Consider the following 17994-nt stretch of genomic DNA (forward strand, 5'->3'; position numbering starts at 1 on the left):
TTTCATCGAGGAAACCGGCGCCGCGCAGTATTACCGCGACGCGCGCATTCTGCCGATCTACGAGGGTACGACCGCGATCCAGGCGAACGATCTGATCGGCCGCAAGACCGTGCGCGATGGCGGCAAGGTGGCGAAGTCGCTGCTCGCCGGCGTGGCTGAAACAATTGAGGCGCTTGGTACACAGCAGGGTCCGGCGTTCGAATCGATGAAGAAGTATCTTGCGCAGGGGCATCGCTCGTTGAGCGTGGTGGTGGATTTTGTTGTCACCAATACGAAGAGCGATCCGAACGCAGTGTTCGCGGGCAGCGTGCCGTATCTGAAGCTCGCGGGCATCGTGCTCGGCGGCTGGCAGATGGCGCGTGCGTTGCTCGTGGCAGCCGGAAAGCGTGACGCAGATCTTTCGTTTTACGGTGCGAAGATCGCGACCGCGCAGTTCTATGCTGAGCATGTGCTGACGCTCGCATCGGCGCTTGAAGCGTCGATTGTCAGCGCGAAGGGTGGCGAGAGTGTGCTGGCGCTGTCGGAAGATCAGTTCTGACACTGCTTCTGCTTCTAAACCTCGCTTGAAAAAACAAACGGCGCCTCGAAAGGCGCCGTTTGTTTTCGTCGCGCTGGTTTGTGAGTTACACACCAGCTCAACCGCTCGCGAAGCGTCGTTAAACCTCAGGCATAAGCCGGGCGATGCGCGCCGCCAATCTCGCCGAGATAGCGATGCACCGACAGGTCGTCTGCCTTGATGGCCGGTTGCTTGCCCGACATCACGTCGGCGAGCAGTTGGCCTGAGCCGCACGACATCGTCCAGCCCAGCGTGCCGTGGCCCGTGTTCAGGAACAGATTCGCCACCGGCGTGCGGCCGACGATCGGCGTGCCGTCCGGCGTCATCGGGCGCAGACCGGTCCAGAAGGTAGCTTTCGACGTATCGCCGCCGCCCGGGAACAGGTCGTTCACGCACAGTTCCAGCGTTTCGCGACGCGCCTGGCGCAGCGATTTATCGAAGCCGACGATCTCGGCCATGCCGCCGACGCGAATCCGGTCGTCGAAACGCGTGATCGCAATCTTGTAGGTTTCGTCGAGCACGGTCGACACGGGTGCCGACGCTTCATTGACGATCGGCGCGGTAATCGAATACCCCTTGAGCGGATAGACCGGGATCTTGACGAGACCCGACAGGAACTGGGTCGAATACGAACCCAGTGCGACGACGAACGAATCGGCACGCACGAGTTCTTCGCCGCACTTCACGCCGGCGATGCGGTCGCCGGCCATGGCGAGCGCGTCGATCGGCGTGTTGTAGCGGAATTTGACGCCCAGTTGCTCGGCCAGCGCGGCGAGGCGCGTGGTGAACATCTGGCAGTCGCCGGTTTCATCGCCCGGCAGGCGCAGACCGCCGGTCAGCTTGTGGGACACCGCGGCGAGCGCCGGTTCCGCTTGCGCGAGTTCAGCCGGCGAGAGCAGTTCATACGGCACGTTAGCTTCCCGCAGTACGGCGATGTCTTTCGCGGCGCCGTCGAACTGCTGCTGCGTGCGGAACACCTGCAGCGTGCCGCCGGTGCGGCCTTCGTACTGGATGCCGGTTTCGGCGCGCAGCGCTTGCAGGCAATCGCGGCTGTATTCGGCGAGGCGGACCATGCGGCCCTTGTTCACCGCATAGCGCGACGACGTGCAGTTTTGCAGCATCTGCCACATCCATTGCAACTGGAATTGCGTGCCGTCGAGGCGGATCGCGAGCGGCGCGTGTTTCTGGAACATCCATTTGACGGCCTTCAGCGGCACGCCCGGCGCGGCCCAAGGCGACGCGTAGCCCGGCGAGATCTGACCGGCATTGGCGAAACTGGTTTCGAGCGCCGGGCCGGCCTCGCGATCGATAACGGTCACTTCATGACCGGCGCGCGCCAGGTAATACGCACTCGTCACCCCGACGACGCCACTGCCCAAAACGACGACTCGCATAGATGCTCCAGGATATTCAGATGAGGTCTGAGGGCGGTGCGCTCGTCGAGTCGTTGGAATTCGTTCGATTAACGAGGTGTAACGCGGATCGCCCAGTGTTAACCGCTATACTATTAACAGTCAGGCAGGTTTTGTTATTGTATTTTCAAGATTTTCAGCAAAAACACCATGCGTACACAGCGCCAACCGGTCCGGGCTCTCGACAAACTCGATCACAAGATCCTGCGGCTCTTGCAGCAGGACGGCCGCATGGCCATGAAAGACCTGGCTGAGCAGGTTGGGTTGTCGGTGACGCCGTGCATCGAGCGCGTCAAGCGGATGGAGCGCGACGGCGTGATAACCGGCTACCACGCGCGCGTGAACCCGGCGGAGTTGGGCGCGGCGCTGCTGGTGTTCGTCGAGATCACGCTGGATCACAAGAGCGGCAACATGTTCGACCAGTTCCGCCGTGAGGTGCAGAAGATTCCCGAAGTGCTGGAGTGCCACCTCGTGTCGGGCGACTTCGACTATCTGATCAAGGCGCGCATCGGCGAAATGGCCGATTACCGGAAGCTGCTCGGCGACATCCTGCTGCAACTGCCCGGCGCGGTGCAGTCGAAAAGCTACGTGGTGATGGAGGAGATCAAGGAAACGCTGACGATCGCAGTCGGGGATTAGACAGCACGGCAAGCGCAAGACGAAGCTCGACAAACGGCGTAAACACTGTATATTTGTACAGTATTTACGCCTTTTGTGCTTTTGCGTTTTCCAGCCGTGACCGACTCCGACTCCGAACCCGTCAACGAATTTCCGATCGCCCCGCCCGCGCCTCGCAAGGGCCGCGGCGCGGTGACGAACCTGCAAGGCCGCTACGAAGTCGACCAGCGCGAAGCAGTGGACGACGGCTGGCTGCCAGCGGCGGAAGGCGATGACGAGCCGAAAGTCTTGCGCACGCAAGTCTTCGAAGAGCGGGCCAAGACCATTCTTACGCGCAATGCGTCGCCGGACATTCCGTTCGGCGTGTCGCTGAACCCGTATCGGGGCTGTGAGCACGGCTGTATTTATTGCTTTGCGCGGCCCACGCACAGCTATTTGGGACTGTCTCCCGGGCTCGACTTCGAAAGCCGGATCTACGCCAAGGTCAACGCACCGGAGTTGCTCGAGCGGGAGTTGTCGAAGAAGTCCTATGTGCCGGAACCGATTGCGCTGGGCGTCAATACGGACGCCTGGCAACCCGCCGAACGTGATTTGCGGCTCACGCGCCGTGTGATCGAAGTGCTCAGCGAGCGGCATCATCCGTTCGCGGCGATCACCAAGTCGTCGCTGATCGAACGCGATCTCGATCTGCTGGCGCCTATGGCGGCGCGCGGGCAATTCATGGCGGCCATCACCATCACCACGCTCGACGCCGAGATCGCTCGCACGCTCGAACCGCGAGCGGCCACGCCGTCACGGCGGCTGCGCACCATTCGCACGCTGAGTGAGGCGGGCATTCCGGTCGGCGTCAGCATCGCACCGGTGATTCCGTTCGTCACCGAACCGGATATGGAGCGTGTGCTGGAGGCCTGTGCGGAGGCCGGCGCAAGCAACGCGAGCTACATCGTGCTGCGTCTGCCGTGGGAAGTCGCGCCGCTATTCAAGGACTGGCTCGCGGCGCATTTTCCCGATCGCGCCGAGCGGGTCATGGGCCGCGTGCGGGACATGCGGGGTGGGAAAGACTACGACTCGTGCTTCTCCACGCGAATGAAGGGAGAAGGCTTGTGGGCGGACCTGCTCAAGCAGCGATTCCAGAAAGCGGTTCGCCGCCTCGGCTTGAACCAGCGTGATCGCGGCATTCTGGATATGTCGCACTTTCGCCGGGCGGAAGCGCCGCGTGCCCATGAATCGGCGCGCGACGATCCTCAACTGGATCTTTTTTAACGCTGCGTGAGACGGATCACTGCGAGAGTGCTTTGGCCGCCTGCACCTGACCTTCAAAGTAGGTCTGGAACGAGATGGCGAGCCCCGTCATCAGCAGGAAGGCGCCGATCAACAGTGAAAAAATGACGACGAAGATGACTGTCCAGCCAGAGCGGCTCTTGCGTTGGGTCTGGGCGTTGAATTGCGCGTCCCACTTTTCGTCCGGACGCAGCCCGTAGACGATCGCAGCGAGAAACGCGGCGAGCAGCGAAACCGCACCAGGAAACGCCAACACCCAGCCGAGCATGGAAGCCCGTTCGCTGGCCACCACCAGCATGGCGCCTGGAATGCCGATCAGCGTACCGATCACGTGCGCCCAGCCGTAGATGTCGCGCGTGCCATACAGATAGAAGCGATGAGCGCCGAGGCAACCGAAGAAGAACGCCAGTGCGGCGGTAATTGTCTTGGATCTGAAACGCGGGGAAGTCGAGGCAAGGGTGGACATGTAGGCGAGGTCAGGGTGACAGGCGGTCGAAAGGAGCGGCGCGCGGCTCGCGCGGACCGACGCGCATTCTACGCCCGCCGCACGGCGCCGGTCACGTGGCAGGCGGCGCGGCGGTTTTGCGATAAATGCCGGAGTTAGTAGGGTTGCATCCGCGGGGCGGCTAGCTGGTTCGGAAGAACGGCGGCGCTTCGGGCGCGCTGCGGTTGAATGTCGCTGACGGCTCTCTACGGCGCGGAGTAAGTGACGCGGTAAACCGCTCCGGCGTAGTCGTCGCTGATCAGGAGTGAACCGTCGGGTAGGGGCAACACGTCGGCGGGACGGCCCCATACGGCCTCGCCGGGTTGCAGCCAGCCTTCCGCAAAGACTTCCTGGCGGGCGTTGCCGCCATCCGGGTCCGTGACGACATGCACGACGCGATAGCCAACCTTCTTGCTGCGATTCCACGAGCCGTGCTCGGCGACGAAAATCGTATTCCGGTAAGCGGGCGGAAACATCGAGCCGCTGTAAAAGCGCATGCCGAGCGCGGCGACGTGCGCACCGAGTTTGACCGCCGGCGGCGTGAACCCGCTGCACGGATGGTCCTTGCCGAACTCGGGATCGGGCGTGTTGCCGCCGTGGCAGTAGGGAAAACCGAAATCCATCCCGGCGCGCGGCGCGCGGTTGAGCTTGTCGTCCGGGACGTCGTCGCCCAGCAGGTCGCGGCCGTTGTCGGTGAACCACAGTTCATGCGTCACCGGATGCCACGCGAAACCGACCGAATTGCGGATGCCGCGTGCCACGACTTCATAGTGGCTGCCGTCCGGGTTCATGCGGCCGATCAGGCCGAAACGGTCGCGGTCTTTCAGGCAGACGTTGCAGGGCGCGCCTTGCGGCACATATAGCTTGCCGTCCGGGCCGAAAGCGATGAATTTCCAGCCATGGTGCGTCTCCGTGGGCAGGGTGTCGATCACGACGGCAGGCTTGGGGGGATCGTTCAGGTGCGTGTCGATCGCATCGAAGCGAACAATTTTCGATACCGCCGAAACATAGAGCGCGCCATCGCGCCATGCCACGCCCGCCGGCGTTTCCAGCCCGGAAGCAATCACGTGGCGGGCTGTCACCTGCCCATTTTGCAATTCGAGCGCGTAGACGTGGCCGTCCAGACTGCCTATATAAAGAATGCCCTTCGGCGAGAGCGCCATGGCTCGCGCGCTCGGCACGGCGTCCGACAAGACTTCGATGCGAAAGCCCGGCGGTAGTTTGATCCGCTCCACCGGCAGTGCGGCGAGCGCCGGCAGGGCAGTCGCGGCGAGCAAGACGGCCGCGCCCGTGTTCAGGGTCCTGCTTCGCAGAATGCGCGCCGAGCCGGCAAGTCGCGCAACGGTGCCAGGAAAATCGCGCAAAAACACAATGGGTGGCAGGAGTTTCAAGGGCGCTCCGTCAGGTAATTCGGGCGTTTCGGCGTGGTGCGAGGTCCCCGCCTGTCAGGCCGGCACAAGCCCGTTGCTCAGTTTATCCCGGTAAGTGTTTGTTATGGCGTCGGTTTCCCGCTATAATCGCGTGTTTCAGTCGTTCCGAACCCCGGTTTTCAAGGATTCTAGTATGGTCATCATCCGCTTGGCTCGTGGCGGCTCCAAGAAGCGCCCGTTCTACAACATCGTCGCAACCGATTCGCGTAACCGTCGTGACGGCCGCTTCATCGAGCGCGTTGGCTTCTACAACCCGGTCGCTACGAAGGGTGAGTCGCTGCGTATCGCTCAAGACCGCCTGACGTACTGGCAAGGCGTTGGCGCACAACTGTCGCCGACCGTCGAGCGTCTCGTGAAGGAAGCTGCAAAGGCGCAGCCGGCTGCTTAATGGTAGCTAGCCTGCGTATCGTCGTCGGTTCGTCCGGCGGCTCTCGCGGTTTGCGTGAGCGGCCCAATGAGCAGTCCGATGCGCGAGTTGTTTTGCTGAAGCAGGCGTCGAAGCTGGCAGTGAGGTTCTCTTATGTCTGAGCGTGATTCCGGCAGTTCAGGTAGCGCCAAGGCAGTAGCCCCGCGCGCGAAGACGTCTGATCAGGCGCCGTTCGGTGCATTCGTCCGTAAGCCGGTCGAAAAAGCCGAGGGCAAGGCGAAAGCCAATGTTGCAAACGCCGGTTCTGGTGCAGCAGAAATGCGCATGGAAACGGTGGAAAGCTGGCCGGCCGATGCGGTCGAGGTCGGTGCAATCGTCGACGCTTACGGCCTCAAAGGCTGGGTCAAGGTAGCCGCGCATGCGAATGCCGGACATGGCGGCGACGCTTTGCTGAGCGCGAGGCGCTGGTGGCTGCTCAAAGGCCAGGAGCGCAAATCGGCGCCGTCGTTGCAAGCGAAAACGCATAGCGACAGTGTGGTGGCCCATCTGGGCGGCGTCACTGATCGCGACGTGGCGCTGGCACTGCGCGGCTCCCGCGTCTATATCAGCCGCAGCGAGTTTCCGGCTCTCGAAGTCGACGAATTCTACTGGGTCGACCTGCTCGGCCTGGATGTGGTGAACGTTGCCGGGGTCAATCTCGGCAAGGTTGCAGACATGATCGACAACGGTGCGCACTCGGTGATGCGTATCGAATACCCGGCTACCGACAAAAGCGGCAAGCCGGTCACCGGCGAGCGATTGATCCCGTTCGTCGGCGTCTTTGTCAAAACGGTGGACCAGGCGGCGAAGCAGATCACTGTCGACTGGGAAGCCGATTATTAAATCATTCGCTGAACGGAGAGAGCGATGCAGTTCGATGTCGTCACGCTCTTTCCTGACATGTTTCGTGCGCTGACCGACTGGGGTATCACCAGTCGCGCGGCGAAACAGGAGCGCTACGGTTTGCGTACGTGGAATCCACGCGATTTCACGACCGACAACTACCGCACAATCGACGATCGCCCGTACGGCGGCGGACCCGGCATGGTCATGCTGGCCAAGCCGCTGGAAGACGCGATCGGCGCGGCGAAAGCGGCGCAGGCGGAGCAGGGTATCGGCGCGTCGCGCGTCGTGATGATGTCGCCGCAAGGCGCCACGCTGAATCACGACCGTGTCATGCAGTTCGCGGCCGAACCCGGCTTGATCCTGTTGTGCGGGCGCTATGAAGCGATCGACCAGCGTTTGCTCGACCGTGTCGTCGACGAAGAAGTCAGCCTTGGCGACTTCGTGCTGTCTGGCGGAGAATTGCCGGCCATGGCGTTGATGGATGCCGTGGTGCGTCAGTTGCCCGGCGTGCTCAACGACTCGCAGTCTGCGGTGCAGGATAGTTTTGTCGACGTGCTGCTGGACTGCCCGCATTACACGCGCCCTGAGGAATACGACGGCGTGCGTGTGCCCGATGTGCTGCTCGGCGGCCATCATGCGGAGATCGGAGCATGGCGTCGGCGTGAAGCCTTGCGCAACACGTTGAACAAACGGCCGGATCTGATCGTGAAGGCCAGAAAGAACAAGATGTTGAGCCGTGCCGATGAGGCATGGCTTGCGAGTCTCGCGAAGGAAGAGTCGAAGGCGTAAAGCCTTGGGTCTTTCAAGCGGACACCAGGCGGCGCCGCGCATGCGTGCACGGCGCCTGATGTGAACCCATCCTCTATCGGGGCCGTAGCCGAGCGCAATAAGGAAACTTAGTGCAAGGCAGGTACGAACGCCGACAAGATGGACTTAGGAGTCAGTGATGAATCTGATTGCAAAACTCGAGCAGGAAGAAATCGCGCGCGCCCTCGGCGAGAAGACCATCCCCGAATTCGCTCCCGGCGATACGGTGATCGTCAGCGTGAACGTGGTTGAAGGTACGCGTAAGCGTGTTCAGGCTTACGAAGGCGTCGTGATCGCCAAGCGTAACCGTGGTCTGAATTCGTCGTTCATCGTCCGCAAGATTTCGTCGGGCGAAGGCGTCGAGCGTACGTTCCAGACGTACTCGCCGCTGCTGGCAAGCATCGTCGTCAAGCGTCGTGGTGACGTGCGCCGTGCGAAGCTGTACTACCTGCGCGACCGTTCGGGCAAGTCGGCCCGGATCAAGGAAAAGCTGGTCTCGAAAGACCGCGCTGCTTCCCAAGCGTAAATGCTGTAAGAAAAAGCACCCCTCGCGGGTGCTTTTTTGTTTGCCAGGTCAAAATAGCGGCATGTCCCCTATCCGCCTATTTCGAGAGACCCGTTGATCCGCCCCGTCTTTGAGCCTGAAACTCTGCCTGTCGAAGCGACGGGCGCCGATCTGCCGCCGGTGGCCGGCGACCGTCTCACGCCTGACGGCCTGCGCGCACGCTTCGAGCAGCGCCTTGCCTGGACTCCCGAACCTATCGTCGAAGCGCCGTGGCGCGATACGCATGCCGATCCGCGAGTTGCCGCGGTGCTGGTGCCGCTGGTGGTGCGCGAGCGCGGCCTGACCGTGCTGCTGACCCAGCGCGCCGACCATCTGAACGATCATGCGGGGCAGGTGAGCTTTCCCGGTGGCCGTCACGAACCCTTCGATGCGGACGCCACCGCCACCGCGCTGCGTGAAGCACAGGAAGAGGTGGGTCTTGCGCCCTCGCGTGTGGAGATTCTCGGCGCCTTGCCGGACTACCTGACGGGCACTGGTTTTCGCGTGACGCCGGTAATCGGCCTCGTGCATCCGCCGTTCACAGTGAAAGCGGACGCGCTCGAAGTGGCCGAAGTCTTCGAAGTGCCACTCGCCTTTCTCATGAACCCCGCCCATCACGAAGAGCGCGTGTTTCGCTACGAGGGCGGTGAGCGGCGCTTCTTCGCCATGCCGTATCCGCGTGCCGCGTCGGCCGAAGCGCAGGCTGCGGAGAGCGGAAGCGAGCTCGGTGGTCACTACTTCATCTGGGGCGCAACGGCGGCGATGCTGCGCAACTTCTATCGCTTCCTCGCGGCGTAAACCGCACGGGACTGTGCAGTTGTTGGGTGTTTGTCAACGACTGCGCTCAGTCGCATCCGACCCTGTGCTATCGTTATAAAACAATCGTAAAACTCGAAAAGCACGGCGCATCGCATGACTTTTTTCTCTGTATTGCTGGCTCTGATCATTGAACAGGTGCGTGCGCTTTCACCGAACAATCCGGTGTCCGCGTTGCTTCAATACCATGCGGAATCGGCGGCGCACGGATTCGATGCCGGCAAGCCGAAGCATGGCTTGCTCGCCTGGCTCGTGGTGGTGGTGCCCTGGACGTTGGCCGTGGCGCTCGTCTACTACGTGCTGTATCACATCCATTTCGCACTGGCGTTCCTGTGGAACGTCGCGGTGCTGTATTTCACGCTCGGCTTTCGCCAGTTCAGCCATTACTTCACGGACATCCACCTCGCGTTGAATAACGACGACGTGCCGCACGCGCGTGAAATCCTGAACGAATGGACCGGGCTCGATACCGTCGATATGCCCGTCAGCGAAATCGTGCGTCATACGCTGATTCATGCGGTGGTCGCTTCGCATCGGCATGTGTTCGGCGTGTTCTTCTGGTTTCTGATTCCGGTCGGTCCGGCGGGCGCGGTGCTATATCGGATTGCCGAGTATCTGGCGCGCACGTGGGCACGTCCGGTCGACGATCGCACGGTTGCGTTTTCGAGCTTCGCACAGCGCGCCTTCTTCGTGATCGACTGGGTGCCGGCGCGGCTGACGTCGCTCGGCTTTGCGATTGTCGGCAATTTCGAAGACGCGATTTATGCATGGCGCAATCATGCGCGCCAGTGGCCGGATGCGAACGACGGCGTGTTGCTGGCCGCGGGCAGCGGTGCATTGGGCGCACGTTTGAGCGGGCCGCTTGCCGAGCCGTCGAGTCTCGACGCATTAGCCACCGGCGACGGCGGCCCGATGCAGGTCGGCGACGACTGCACGCCGCGCACGCTGCAATCGGCTGTGGGGTTGGTGTGGCGCGCGGTGGTGCTGTGGATGATTCTGCTGTTGATGCTGACGATTGCAGTGTGGCTGGCTTAAAGTCGCTTAGCTGATCTTGATTGGCATAAAAAAACCGGACAACGTCCGGTTTTTTTATGCCTGCAACTCATCCTGAAATAAGCGCCCTGAAATAAGCTGACACCGATCTCGTGCGGAATCACCCATCCCGCGGATCGCGCGCCGTCCCGCACTGCCAGCACACCGTAAACTGTGCCTCAAGCGTCTCACCACAGTGCCGACACCACCAGCCGGGCGTCCCCGCCGCCGGCCCGTGCGAGGCTGCATCGATCAACCTTCGCGCCATCGCCTCATCACGTTCATCGACGAGCCAAAGCTCCGGCGAGCACTGATCCGCCGGAATATCGCCGAGCGCGCCGTTCAGATAACGGTTGTGTAACTCGCAAGCAATGCCCGCGGTGGCCAGCACATTGACCCAGTGCTGCCCGATGATCAGATTCGGCGCGCGCATCAGTTTCATGTCAGCGCACGATCTGGCTGGCTTCGTGCACGAGTTGCGCATACAGCGCATGCCGTTCGGGGCGAATGCGGCCGTCCGCGACCGCTTCGAGGATCGCGCAACCGGGCTCATGCAAGTGATGGCAGTTGTAGAAGCGGCAGTTCGGCAGTAACGGCCTGAACTCGGGAAACGCGCGCTCGAGCCGGCCCTCGGTCAGATGATGCAGGCCGAACTCCTGGAAGCCCGGTGAGTCGATCAACGAACCGCCTATGCCGTCCGCACTGTCCGGCAGCGGATAGAGACGCGTGAAAGTCGTCGTATGGCGCCCGCTATTGAGCGCCGTAGAAATTTCGCGCGTGGCGACTTCGGCATCGGGAATCAGCAGATTGACGAGTGTGGATTTGCCCATGCCCGACTGGCCGAGCAGCAGCGTCGAATGACCATGCAGATGTTCGATCAACGCGGCACGTGCGGCCTCGGGCTGAGTCTTGATCGACACCTCCACGACCGTATAACCCAGCGCGCGATACGGCTCGAGCCGTTTGCGCGCGCCTTCGAGCGCCGCGGTCACGTCGGTCTTGTTCAGTACGATCAACGGCTTCAGCTCGTTCGCCTCGGCCGCGACGAGCGCGCGCCCGAGCAGGTCTTCGCTGAAGTGCGGTTCAGTGGCGAGCACGATCAGCAACTGGTCGAGGTTGGCCGCGAACAGCTTCGACTTGTACTGATCCGACCGGTACAGCAGATTGCGCCGTTCGCCGATCTCGACGATCACGCCTTGATCCGCCGAAGCCAGTTCGTAAATCACGTGATCGCCGACCGCCACCTCGCTGCGCTTGCCGCGCGGGAAGCATTGAAGCATGGCGCCGCCGTCGTCCGGTGCGACGAGATAGTGGCGGCCATGCGCGGCCACCACGAGGCCGCCTACACGCGCGCTGGACGGCGCGCGCGGCGCTTTCGGGGAGCGGCCGCTCATGCGTGCCGCAGCAGGCGGTCGATCCGCTGCGACGCCGGCGGATGCGAGTAGTAGAACGCGGTGTAGAGCGGATCGGGCGTCAGGGTCGACGCATTGTCCTCGTACAGCTTGACGAGCGCATTGACGAGATCTTGCGCGTCGGTCTGCGTCGCGGCGAACGCGTCGGCTTCGAACTCATGCTTGCGCGAGCTGAGGCTGCCGAGCGGCGTGACGAAGAACAGGAACACCGGCAGCGCGAGGAAGAACAACACCAGCGCGAGGCCGCTATTGCCGCCGACCAGCGACGGCCGCACGCCCAGCCCTTCATAGAACCAGACGCACTGCATGAGCCAGCCGAGCAGGGCGAGCATGACGAGACTGATCGCGAAGGTAACGAGCATGCGCTTGATCACATGACGGCGTTTGAAGTGGCCGAGTTCATGCGCGAGCACGGCTTCGATCTCGCTGCCCGACAGGCGCGCGAGCAACGTGTCGAAGAACACGATTCGCTTGGCGGCGCCGAAGCCGGTGAAATAGGCGTTGCCGTGTGCCGAACGGCGGCTGCCATCCATCACGAAAAGACCCTTGGCGGCAAAGCCGCAGCGTTGCATCAGCGCTTCGATGCGGCTTTTCAGCGCTTCGTCCTTGAGCGGCTCGAACTTGTTGAAGAGCGGCGCGATAAACGACGGATACAGCACCAACACGAGCATCTGGAAGGCGACCCACACGACCCATGTCCACAGCCACCAGAGGCTGCCGGCCTGGTTCATCAGCCACAGCACGACGAACAGTAACGGCAGGCCGAACGCGGCGCCGAGCAACACGCCCTTCATGCGGTCGACGAAGAAAATGCCGCGGCTCATGCGGTTGAAGCCGAAGCGCTGTTCCACCACGAACTGCCGGTAGTAGTCGAACGGCAGGTCGACCACGCTGGTGATCGCGATCACCGCGGCGACCAGCGCGATTTGCCCGATGTATCCGCGGCCGAGCCAGTCGGAAATGCCCAGATCGAGCGCCTGCAAGCCACCGAGCAGCGTAAGGCCGATCAGCACGGCCGCGCTGACGACGATCTCGATCATGGTCAGACGCGTGCGCTCGACGGTGTAGTCGGCGGCGCGCTGGTGCGCGGTGAGCGCGATGGTGCCGGCGAACTGGCTCGGCACCTGCTCGCGATGTTGGGCCACGAAGCGGATCTGCCGCGACGCGAGCCACAGTTTGGTGCCGACCATCGCCACGACGGCGACGACGAACAGAACGGTGAAGTACAGGGTAGGCATCCGGGGATTCCGTGGTATCTATGCGAGAATTATATGTTTCTTCCTGCCTCGCGGCGGGAAGGTGAGTCCAAACCGGCTCGCACCAGCTTAATCCAATCTCAAACGAACAATCGCCGCGGCAGGCGGGCTTGCTGACAAGCCCTTTGCCCGGCCATCAAGGTTGCCTTCATGACTGACATCCTCGCATCCACCGAACAGCCGCCGCTCGTGCGCAGCGACATGAATCTCGTCTGGCTGGACATGGAAATGACCGGGCTCGAACCCGATTCCGACCGCATCATCGAAATCGCGGTGGTGGTGACGAATTCGACGCTCGACCGCCTCGTCGAAGGTCCGGTTCTGGCGATTCACCAGAGCGACGAGACGCTCGCCAAAATGGATCAGTGGAATCAGAACACCCATGGCCGTTCGGGGCTGATCGACCGGGTGAAGGCGTCTACAGTGAGCGAGGCCGACGCCACCGAACAGATCCGCGATTTCCTGAGCGTCTTCGTGCCGCCCGGCAAATCGCCGATGTGCGGCAACTCGATCTGCCAGGACCGCCGCTTCATGGCGCGCTGGATGCCGGACCTGGAGCGTTTCTTCCATTACCGCAATCTCGACGTCAGCACGTTGAAGGAGTTGTGCCGACGCTGGCAGCCGGCCATCTACAAGGGTTTTCAGAAGCGCGCGATGCACACGGCGCTGGCCGATATCCACGAGTCGATCGACGAACTGAAGTACTACCGCGAGCACTTCCTGATCCCGTCGGCGCCGGACGCCGCCGGCGGCGCGGAATAACGGGGCTGATCTGCTTCGACGCGTAACGCGCCGGTGGCTGCCCGGCGCGGCGCCGCCTTCCGGCTGGGCGCACCTCGCTGGTCGCGGCTGACTGGCGCCTGCCAGTTCCCTGCGCCAGAGCGCGACTCAAAACCGAAGCCCCGGATCGAAGCCAGACGGCCAAATCACAGCGGCCAATCCGCGCCGTGATTCCAAACTATGCAGACTTGGGCGCGCGCTGCGCGTTCTTCGGCCGGAACGCCTTCACCACGTCGGCGTTGGTTTCCACATAAGGCCCGCCGATCAGATCGATACAGTACGGCACCGCGGCGAAAATGCCCGGCACCTTCACTGCGCCGCCCGCTTCGGCGTCGCGCAAACCTTCCAGCGTTTCCTTGATCGACTTCGGCTGCCCCGGCAGATTGATGATCAGCGCTGCGTGCTCCGCCGTTTCGCGGATCACGGCGACCTGGCGCGACAGAATCGCGGTCGGCACGAAATTCAGGCTGATCTGCCGCATCTGCTCGCCGAAACCCGGCATTTCCTTCGTTGCGACCGCAAGCGTCGCCTCGGGCGTCACGTCGCGGCGTGACGGGCCGGTGCCGCCGGTGGTCAGCACCAGATCGCAGCCGACCTCGTCGACCAGTTCGGTCAGCGTGGCGGAAATGGTCGGCGCATCGTCCTGAATCAGACGGGTGACCACTTGCCACGGTGAGGTGAGGGCCGCGCCGAGCCATTCCTGCAAGGCCGGAAGGCCTTTATCCTCGTACACGCCGGTGGAGGCGCGGTCGCTGATCGACACGAGGCCGATCAGGATTTCGTCGGGGTGATTGCGTGCCGGCTTGCCTGCGTGATCATGCGTCGCGGTCGTCATCGTCATCGTCATCGTCGTCCAGGGCGTCGTCGGCGTCGGAATCGGTCTGCGCGGACGGGCCGTCCGCGTTCTTGATCCACTGGAACAGTTCGCGGAAGTAGCGCGGCGGCTTGCTCTGCTGCGCTTCCTTGCGTGCGTTGCGGATCAGCGTGCGCCCCTGCTGCGGGTCGGCGTTCGGGTGCTGGCGGATGAAATCGGTCAGCGCGGCGTCGTCGGCGAGCAGTTTTTCGCGGGTGCGCTCGATCCAGTGGAGTTTGGCCGTTTCCGCCTTGTTGACGCCGTTATAGGTGTCGAGCGCGGTGCGCAGCGCGGCGGTTTCCTCGTCCAGCAGCGAGCGCATCACGCGGCCGACGTACTGCACCTGGCGGCGCTTGCCTTCGTGATCGGTGATGCGGCGCGCTTCGCGCACGGCGTCGTCGAGCTTCTCGGGCATCGGCATGCGTTTGAGCGCGTCTTTGGGCAGCGCGATCAGCGCCGCGCCCAGTTCCTGCAGCTCGTGCATTTCGCGCTTGAGCTGAGACTTGCTGGGACGGTCGTAGCCGTTTTCGTCGACTTCCGGCTCGGCGGATTCGATCGGTTGGATGCGGGTTTTGCGTGTCATACCGATATTGTAGCGTGCCGCGCCCGCTCACCCGCCGTGCTGCCGCGCGCGAGGCGCTGCGAATGCCAGGTACGGCGTCGCGTACCTTGCTATGATCGCGGGATGCATAACCCGACACGGGCGCGCGCACGCGTGAGGCATGTGCGTAACCGGTGCGAACATAGCGAACACACCCAGGGCCGCTCGGCCCCGAACAGGACGGCAACGACAATGGCAGCAGACATGGACGTCAAGCAGCGCTTTTTTCCGCATACCCAGGATGAGCTGAAGGAAATCGCCTCGGACATCCTTCGTCACGCGAAGTCGCTCGGCGGTACCGACGCGGCGACCGAGATTTCCGAAGGCGACGGCCTGTCCGTCTCCGTGCGGCGCGGCGAAGTCGAGACGATCGAGCACAACCGCGACAAGATGGTCGGCGTGACGGTGTTCATCGGCAACAAGCGCGGTAACGCGAGCACTTCGGACTTTTCGTCGCAGGCTTTGAAGGACACGGTTGCGGCGGCCTACAACATCGCGCGCTTCACGGCCGAAGACGACTGCGCGGGCCTCGCCGAAGCAGAATTGCTGGAAACGGCGCCGCGCGATCTCGATCTCTATCACCCGTGGAATCTGTCCGCGGATGAAGCGGTGGAAATTGCCCGCCGCTCGGAAGACGCCGCGTTCGCCACCGATCCGCAGATCAAGAATTCGGAAGGCGCGAGTGTCTCGGCACAGCACTCGCAGTTCGTGCTGGCCACCTCGCGCGGCTTCCTCGCGGGTTATCCGTACTCGCGCCACTACATCGCGTGCGCGCCGATTGCAGGCAGTGGCCGCAACATGCAGCGCGACGACTGGTACACGTCGACCCGCAGCGCCGAAGAACTGGCCGATCCCGAAGCCGTGGGCCGTTACGCGGCGCAACGCGCGCTCGCGCGCATCGGCGCGCGCGGCCTGGATACGCGCAAGGTGCCGGTGCTGTTCGAAGCGCCGCTCGCCGCGGGCCTGCTCGGCGCGTTCGTGCAAGCCACGAGCGGCGGCGCGCTGTATCGCAAGACCTCGTTCCTCGTCGACAGCCTCGGCAAGCCGGTGTTCGCGCCGCACGTGCAGGTGCTCGAAGACCCACATATCGCGCGTGCCATGGGCAGCGCGCCGTTCGACGAAGAAGGCGTGCGCACCAAAAAGCGGTCGGTGGTGAAAGACGGCGTGGTGGAAGGTTATTTCCTGTCCACGTACTCGGCGCGCAAGCTCGGCATGCAGACCACCGGTAACGCGGGCGGCTCGCACAACCTCTCGCTGCTCAGCTCCAACACGCGCCCCGAGGACGACTTCGAAGAAATGTTGCGCAAGCTCGGCACGGGCCTGCTGCTGACCGAACTGATGGGGCAGGGCGTGAACTACGTGACGGGTGACTACTCGCGCGGCGCGTCGGGCTTCTGGGTCGAGAACGGCAAGATCCAGTGTCCGGTCGAGGAAATCACGGTGGCGAGCACGCTGCAGGAGATGTTCCACCACATCGTCGCGATCGGCGCGGATACGATCACGCGCGGCACCAAGAAAACCGGCTCGGTGCTGATCGAGCGCATGACGATCGCGGGGCAGTGAAGCGATTTTGCCGCGAGCCGGCGGGCCGCCGGTTCGTCGGTCGATGAGAAAACGCCACGCGAGGTCATTGCGTGGCGTTTTTTTTGTATCAGCTCGGCGGCGACTGTCTGCTTCGAGCGGGCACGATTACCCCTGAAGGGGGCCGGTCTCAGACGCCTTTGCGCCGGTACGTCACGAACGCGTAGTCGAAGTCGTTCGGCGCATGCGCGCGGTGTGTTTCGTGCGCGACTTCTTCCCACTCGGTTTCGTCGAGTTCGGGGAAGGTGGCGTCGCCTTCGAAGTCGGCGGAAATCTCGGTGACGATGAGCTTGTCCGCCTGCCGCAACCCTTCCTCATACAACTGCGCGCCGCCGATCAGAAATGCTTCGGGCGCCTGATCCTGAGCGGCGAGCTTGAGCGCCTCTTCGAGCGTCGTGGCCGCGTCGCAACCCTGGAAGCGCCGCGCGGCATCCCGCGTCACGACAATGTTGCGGCGTCCGGGCAAAGGCCGGCCGATCGACTCGTGCGTTTTGCGGCCCATGATGATGGGCGCGCCCATGGTGGTGCGCTTGAAGAACGCGAGGTCTTCGGGAAGTCGCCAGGGCAACTGGTTGTCGCGGCCGATCACGCCGTTATTGGCGCGAGCGACGATCAGGGTGAGCGTCGTCATCGAATGGAAAGGGGAACGTAACCGGACCAATTCTACCTGACGCGCAAGGCCATGCCGCCGAGGCGGGTGGCGAGCCAGCGGCAAAGATTCGCGGGCGTTGCCGGGCCGGTTGCGGTGTGTTCGCTGCACCGCCAGCCCTGTTTGCATCGCTAATTTGTTCGGGCTACTTTCTTTGGTAAGTGCCGACGTTGCCGTGGGCCGCGCGTGCCGCGTCGATAGGGATGGGTAACGGCGAGGGCGGGGCGATCTCGTCCCACAGTGTCACGTTGCTGCAGCCGCCACTGTTGTCGCGCATGAACTGCGGCGTGGCGGCCACCATCACCATGCCGACGGCGCTGCCGCGTGGCCGCGAGAGCATCCGGTCGTCGAGCGAAAAATCGTTCATGGATGCAGCATCGGCCGAAATACTGAGCGAGTTCGCGACCTGACGAAAGGCGGCGGCGGTGCGCGCCCTCGCATCGGAGGAGCCGGCTCGCGTGATCATGGCCTCGGAGGAAGCGGCCGCACCGGCATGGGCGGATTGGGCCGCTTCCGCGTCCTGCGCATGGGCGCCAAACAGGACCGTGGTCAGCGCGATTGAAGCGCCATCGGCCGCGCGGGGTGTAACGGGGGTGAGATCGATGCGGAAAACAAGTCGCATGATGTGTC

The 17994-nt window shown here is 63.1% G+C and carries 21 protein-coding genes; 11 read left to right on the forward strand and 10 right to left on the reverse strand.

The features are described 5' to 3' along the window. The coding region (locus tag P0D71_RS34545; RefSeq protein WP_408483751.1) for an acyl-CoA dehydrogenase C-terminal domain-containing protein at positions 1 to 538 on the forward strand (538 nt) is incomplete at its 5' end. Positions 539 to 663: 125 nt separating this feature from the next. On the opposite strand, the gene P0D71_RS34550 is transcribed toward P0D71_RS34545, so the two are convergent. After that, positions 664 to 1950 carry a D-amino acid dehydrogenase gene (locus P0D71_RS34550; RefSeq protein WP_408353785.1) on the reverse strand — a complete coding sequence of 429 codons (1287 nt, stop codon included), beginning with the start codon at positions 1948 to 1950 and terminating at the stop codon, positions 664 to 666. A 168-nt stretch (positions 1951 to 2118) separates the two neighbouring features. On the opposite strand from P0D71_RS34550, the gene P0D71_RS34555 reads away from it, so the two are divergent. Both P0D71_RS34555 and P0D71_RS34560 read left to right on the forward strand, forming a co-directional pair. Continuing rightward, the gene (locus P0D71_RS34555; RefSeq protein ID WP_007180908.1) at positions 2119 to 2607 is read left to right on the forward strand and encodes an Lrp/AsnC ligand binding domain-containing protein; all 489 of its coding nucleotides are present in this window, start codon (positions 2119 to 2121) and stop codon (positions 2605 to 2607) included. Positions 2608 to 2703: 96 nt separating this feature from the next. Further along, positions 2704 to 3849, forward strand: coding sequence for a PA0069 family radical SAM protein (locus tag P0D71_RS34560; RefSeq protein WP_408483752.1), 1146 nt, complete (start codon positions 2704 to 2706; stop codon positions 3847 to 3849). Between the two features lie 16 nt (positions 3850 to 3865). Here P0D71_RS34560 and P0D71_RS34565 read toward each other — a convergent pair whose 3' ends face one another. Both P0D71_RS34565 and P0D71_RS34570 read right to left on the reverse strand, forming a co-directional pair. Beyond that, positions 3866 to 4333: an NINE protein gene (locus P0D71_RS34565; protein ID WP_408300229.1), complete on the reverse strand. Its 468-nt coding sequence runs from the start codon at positions 4331 to 4333 to the stop codon at positions 3866 to 3868. Positions 4334 to 4557: 224 nt separating this feature from the next. Beyond that, on the reverse strand, positions 4558 to 5742 hold the full coding sequence (locus P0D71_RS34570; protein WP_408483753.1) for a PQQ-dependent sugar dehydrogenase: 1185 nt from the start codon (positions 5740 to 5742) through the stop codon (positions 4558 to 4560). A 172-nt stretch (positions 5743 to 5914) separates the two neighbouring features. On the opposite strand from P0D71_RS34570, the gene rpsP reads away from it, so the two are divergent. The 6 genes from rpsP (at position 5915) to P0D71_RS34600 (ending at position 10235) form a co-directional block, all read left to right on the forward strand. Beyond that, a complete protein-coding gene (rpsP, locus tag P0D71_RS34575; protein WP_007180912.1) occupies positions 5915 to 6169 on the forward strand; it encodes a 30S ribosomal protein S16 in 255 nt (84 codons plus the stop codon). A 132-nt stretch (positions 6170 to 6301) separates the two neighbouring features. Then, positions 6302 to 7030: a ribosome maturation factor RimM gene (gene rimM / locus P0D71_RS34580; RefSeq protein WP_408483754.1), complete on the forward strand. Its 729-nt coding sequence runs from the start codon at positions 6302 to 6304 to the stop codon at positions 7028 to 7030. 24 nt (positions 7031 to 7054) lie between these two features. Then, on the forward strand, positions 7055 to 7822 hold the full coding sequence (gene trmD, locus P0D71_RS34585; protein WP_408483755.1) for a tRNA (guanosine(37)-N1)-methyltransferase TrmD: 768 nt from the start codon (positions 7055 to 7057) through the stop codon (positions 7820 to 7822). Positions 7823 to 7979: 157 nt separating this feature from the next. Next, on the forward strand, positions 7980 to 8366 hold the full coding sequence (gene rplS, locus P0D71_RS34590) for a 50S ribosomal protein L19 (RefSeq protein ID WP_020069334.1): 387 nt from the start codon (positions 7980 to 7982) through the stop codon (positions 8364 to 8366). A 93-nt stretch (positions 8367 to 8459) separates the two neighbouring features. After that, the gene (locus P0D71_RS34595) at positions 8460 to 9182 is read left to right on the forward strand and encodes a CoA pyrophosphatase (RefSeq protein WP_091792484.1); all 723 of its coding nucleotides are present in this window, start codon (positions 8460 to 8462) and stop codon (positions 9180 to 9182) included. A gap of 114 nt (positions 9183 to 9296) precedes the next feature. Beyond that, positions 9297 to 10235: a CobD/CbiB family protein gene (locus P0D71_RS34600; protein ID WP_408186922.1), complete on the forward strand. Its 939-nt coding sequence runs from the start codon at positions 9297 to 9299 to the stop codon at positions 10233 to 10235. A 118-nt stretch (positions 10236 to 10353) separates the two neighbouring features. On the opposite strand, the gene P0D71_RS34605 is transcribed toward P0D71_RS34600, so the two are convergent. From P0D71_RS34605 to P0D71_RS34615, 3 genes are read right to left on the reverse strand one after another with little or no spacing between them, the layout of a single operon-like run. After that, on the reverse strand, positions 10354 to 10674 hold the full coding sequence (locus P0D71_RS34605) for a putative signal transducing protein (protein WP_408483756.1): 321 nt from the start codon (positions 10672 to 10674) through the stop codon (positions 10354 to 10356). A 1-nt stretch (position 10675) separates the two neighbouring features. Then, positions 10676 to 11626 (reverse strand): ribosome small subunit-dependent GTPase A, encoded by a 951-nt coding sequence (rsgA, locus tag P0D71_RS34610; protein ID WP_408483757.1) that lies wholly within the window; start codon positions 11624 to 11626, stop codon positions 10676 to 10678. After that, complete coding sequence (locus tag P0D71_RS34615) at positions 11623 to 12882, reverse strand: M48 family metallopeptidase (protein WP_408483758.1); 1260 nt, start codon at positions 12880 to 12882, stop codon at positions 11623 to 11625. The genes rsgA and P0D71_RS34615 overlap by 4 nt, the downstream gene beginning before the upstream one ends. 168 nt (positions 12883 to 13050) lie before the next feature. Here P0D71_RS34615 and orn point away from each other — a divergent pair, with 168 nt between their 5' ends. Beyond that, positions 13051 to 13662, forward strand: coding sequence for an oligoribonuclease (gene orn / locus P0D71_RS34620; RefSeq protein ID WP_091792489.1), 612 nt, complete (start codon positions 13051 to 13053; stop codon positions 13660 to 13662). Between the two features lie 196 nt (positions 13663 to 13858). Here orn and mog read toward each other — a convergent pair whose 3' ends face one another. Then, a complete protein-coding gene (mog, locus tag P0D71_RS34625) occupies positions 13859 to 14515 on the reverse strand; it encodes a molybdopterin adenylyltransferase (protein WP_091800160.1) in 657 nt (218 codons plus the stop codon). Further along, positions 14496 to 15116 carry a ribosome biogenesis factor YjgA gene (gene yjgA, locus P0D71_RS34630; RefSeq protein WP_408483759.1) on the reverse strand — a complete coding sequence of 207 codons (621 nt, stop codon included), beginning with the start codon at positions 15114 to 15116 and terminating at the stop codon, positions 14496 to 14498. The genes mog and yjgA overlap by 20 nt, the downstream gene beginning before the upstream one ends. Before the next feature lie 210 nt (positions 15117 to 15326). Between yjgA and pmbA the strand changes: the two genes are divergently transcribed. Further along, the gene (gene pmbA, locus P0D71_RS34635; RefSeq protein ID WP_408483760.1) at positions 15327 to 16697 is read left to right on the forward strand and encodes a metalloprotease PmbA; all 1371 of its coding nucleotides are present in this window, start codon (positions 15327 to 15329) and stop codon (positions 16695 to 16697) included. Between the two features lie 148 nt (positions 16698 to 16845). Here the strand turns inward: pmbA and P0D71_RS34640 are convergent, their stop codons facing one another. Next, positions 16846 to 17346 carry a dihydrofolate reductase gene (locus P0D71_RS34640; RefSeq protein ID WP_091792491.1) on the reverse strand — a complete coding sequence of 167 codons (501 nt, stop codon included), beginning with the start codon at positions 17344 to 17346 and terminating at the stop codon, positions 16846 to 16848. Between the two features lie 163 nt (positions 17347 to 17509). Beyond that, positions 17510 to 17986: a hypothetical protein gene (locus tag P0D71_RS34645; protein WP_408483761.1), complete on the reverse strand. Its 477-nt coding sequence runs from the start codon at positions 17984 to 17986 to the stop codon at positions 17510 to 17512. Between the last annotated feature and the right edge of the window lie 8 nt (positions 17987 to 17994).

The sequence above is a fragment of the Paraburkholderia sp. RL17-383-BIF-A genome (genome assembly GCF_046028015.1).
In the GTDB taxonomy this organism is placed as follows: domain Bacteria; phylum Pseudomonadota; class Gammaproteobacteria; order Burkholderiales; family Burkholderiaceae; genus Paraburkholderia.

Bases quoted from the DNA above. Each gene is read 5' to 3' on its own strand.
- orn (WP_091792489.1), top strand. From the start codon at position 13,051: ATGACTGACATCCTCGCATCCACCGAACAGCCGCCGCTCGTGCGCAGC.
- yjgA (WP_408483759.1), bottom strand. From the start codon at position 15,116: ATGACACGCAAAACCCGCATCCAACCGATCGAATCCGCCGAGCCGGAA.
- P0D71_RS34615 (WP_408483758.1), bottom strand. From the start codon at position 12,882: ATGCCTACCCTGTACTTCACCGTTCTGTTCGTCGTCGCCGTCGTGGCG.
- P0D71_RS34550 (WP_408353785.1), bottom strand. From the start codon at position 1,950: ATGCGAGTCGTCGTTTTGGGCAGTGGCGTCGTCGGGGTGACGAGTGCG.
- rplS (WP_020069334.1), top strand. From the start codon at position 7,980: ATGAATCTGATTGCAAAACTCGAGCAGGAAGAAATCGCGCGCGCCCTC.
- rimM (WP_408483754.1), top strand. From the start codon at position 6,302: ATGTCTGAGCGTGATTCCGGCAGTTCAGGTAGCGCCAAGGCAGTAGCC.
- mog (WP_091800160.1), bottom strand. From the start codon at position 14,515: ATGACGACCGCGACGCATGATCACGCAGGCAAGCCGGCACGCAATCAC.
- P0D71_RS34555 (WP_007180908.1), top strand. From the start codon at position 2,119: ATGCGTACACAGCGCCAACCGGTCCGGGCTCTCGACAAACTCGATCAC.
- trmD (WP_408483755.1), top strand. From the start codon at position 7,055: ATGCAGTTCGATGTCGTCACGCTCTTTCCTGACATGTTTCGTGCGCTG.
- P0D71_RS34605 (WP_408483756.1), bottom strand. From the start codon at position 10,674: ATGAAACTGATGCGCGCGCCGAATCTGATCATCGGGCAGCACTGGGTC.
- rpsP (WP_007180912.1), top strand. From the start codon at position 5,915: ATGGTCATCATCCGCTTGGCTCGTGGCGGCTCCAAGAAGCGCCCGTTC.
- P0D71_RS34645 (WP_408483761.1), bottom strand. From the start codon at position 17,986: ATGCGACTTGTTTTCCGCATCGATCTCACCCCCGTTACACCCCGCGCG.
- pmbA (WP_408483760.1), top strand. From the start codon at position 15,327: ATGGCAGCAGACATGGACGTCAAGCAGCGCTTTTTTCCGCATACCCAG.
- rsgA (WP_408483757.1), bottom strand. From the start codon at position 11,626: ATGAGCGGCCGCTCCCCGAAAGCGCCGCGCGCGCCGTCCAGCGCGCGT.
- P0D71_RS34600 (WP_408186922.1), top strand. From the start codon at position 9,297: ATGACTTTTTTCTCTGTATTGCTGGCTCTGATCATTGAACAGGTGCGT.
- P0D71_RS34640 (WP_091792491.1), bottom strand. From the start codon at position 17,346: ATGACGACGCTCACCCTGATCGTCGCTCGCGCCAATAACGGCGTGATC.
- P0D71_RS34565 (WP_408300229.1), bottom strand. From the start codon at position 4,333: ATGTCCACCCTTGCCTCGACTTCCCCGCGTTTCAGATCCAAGACAATT.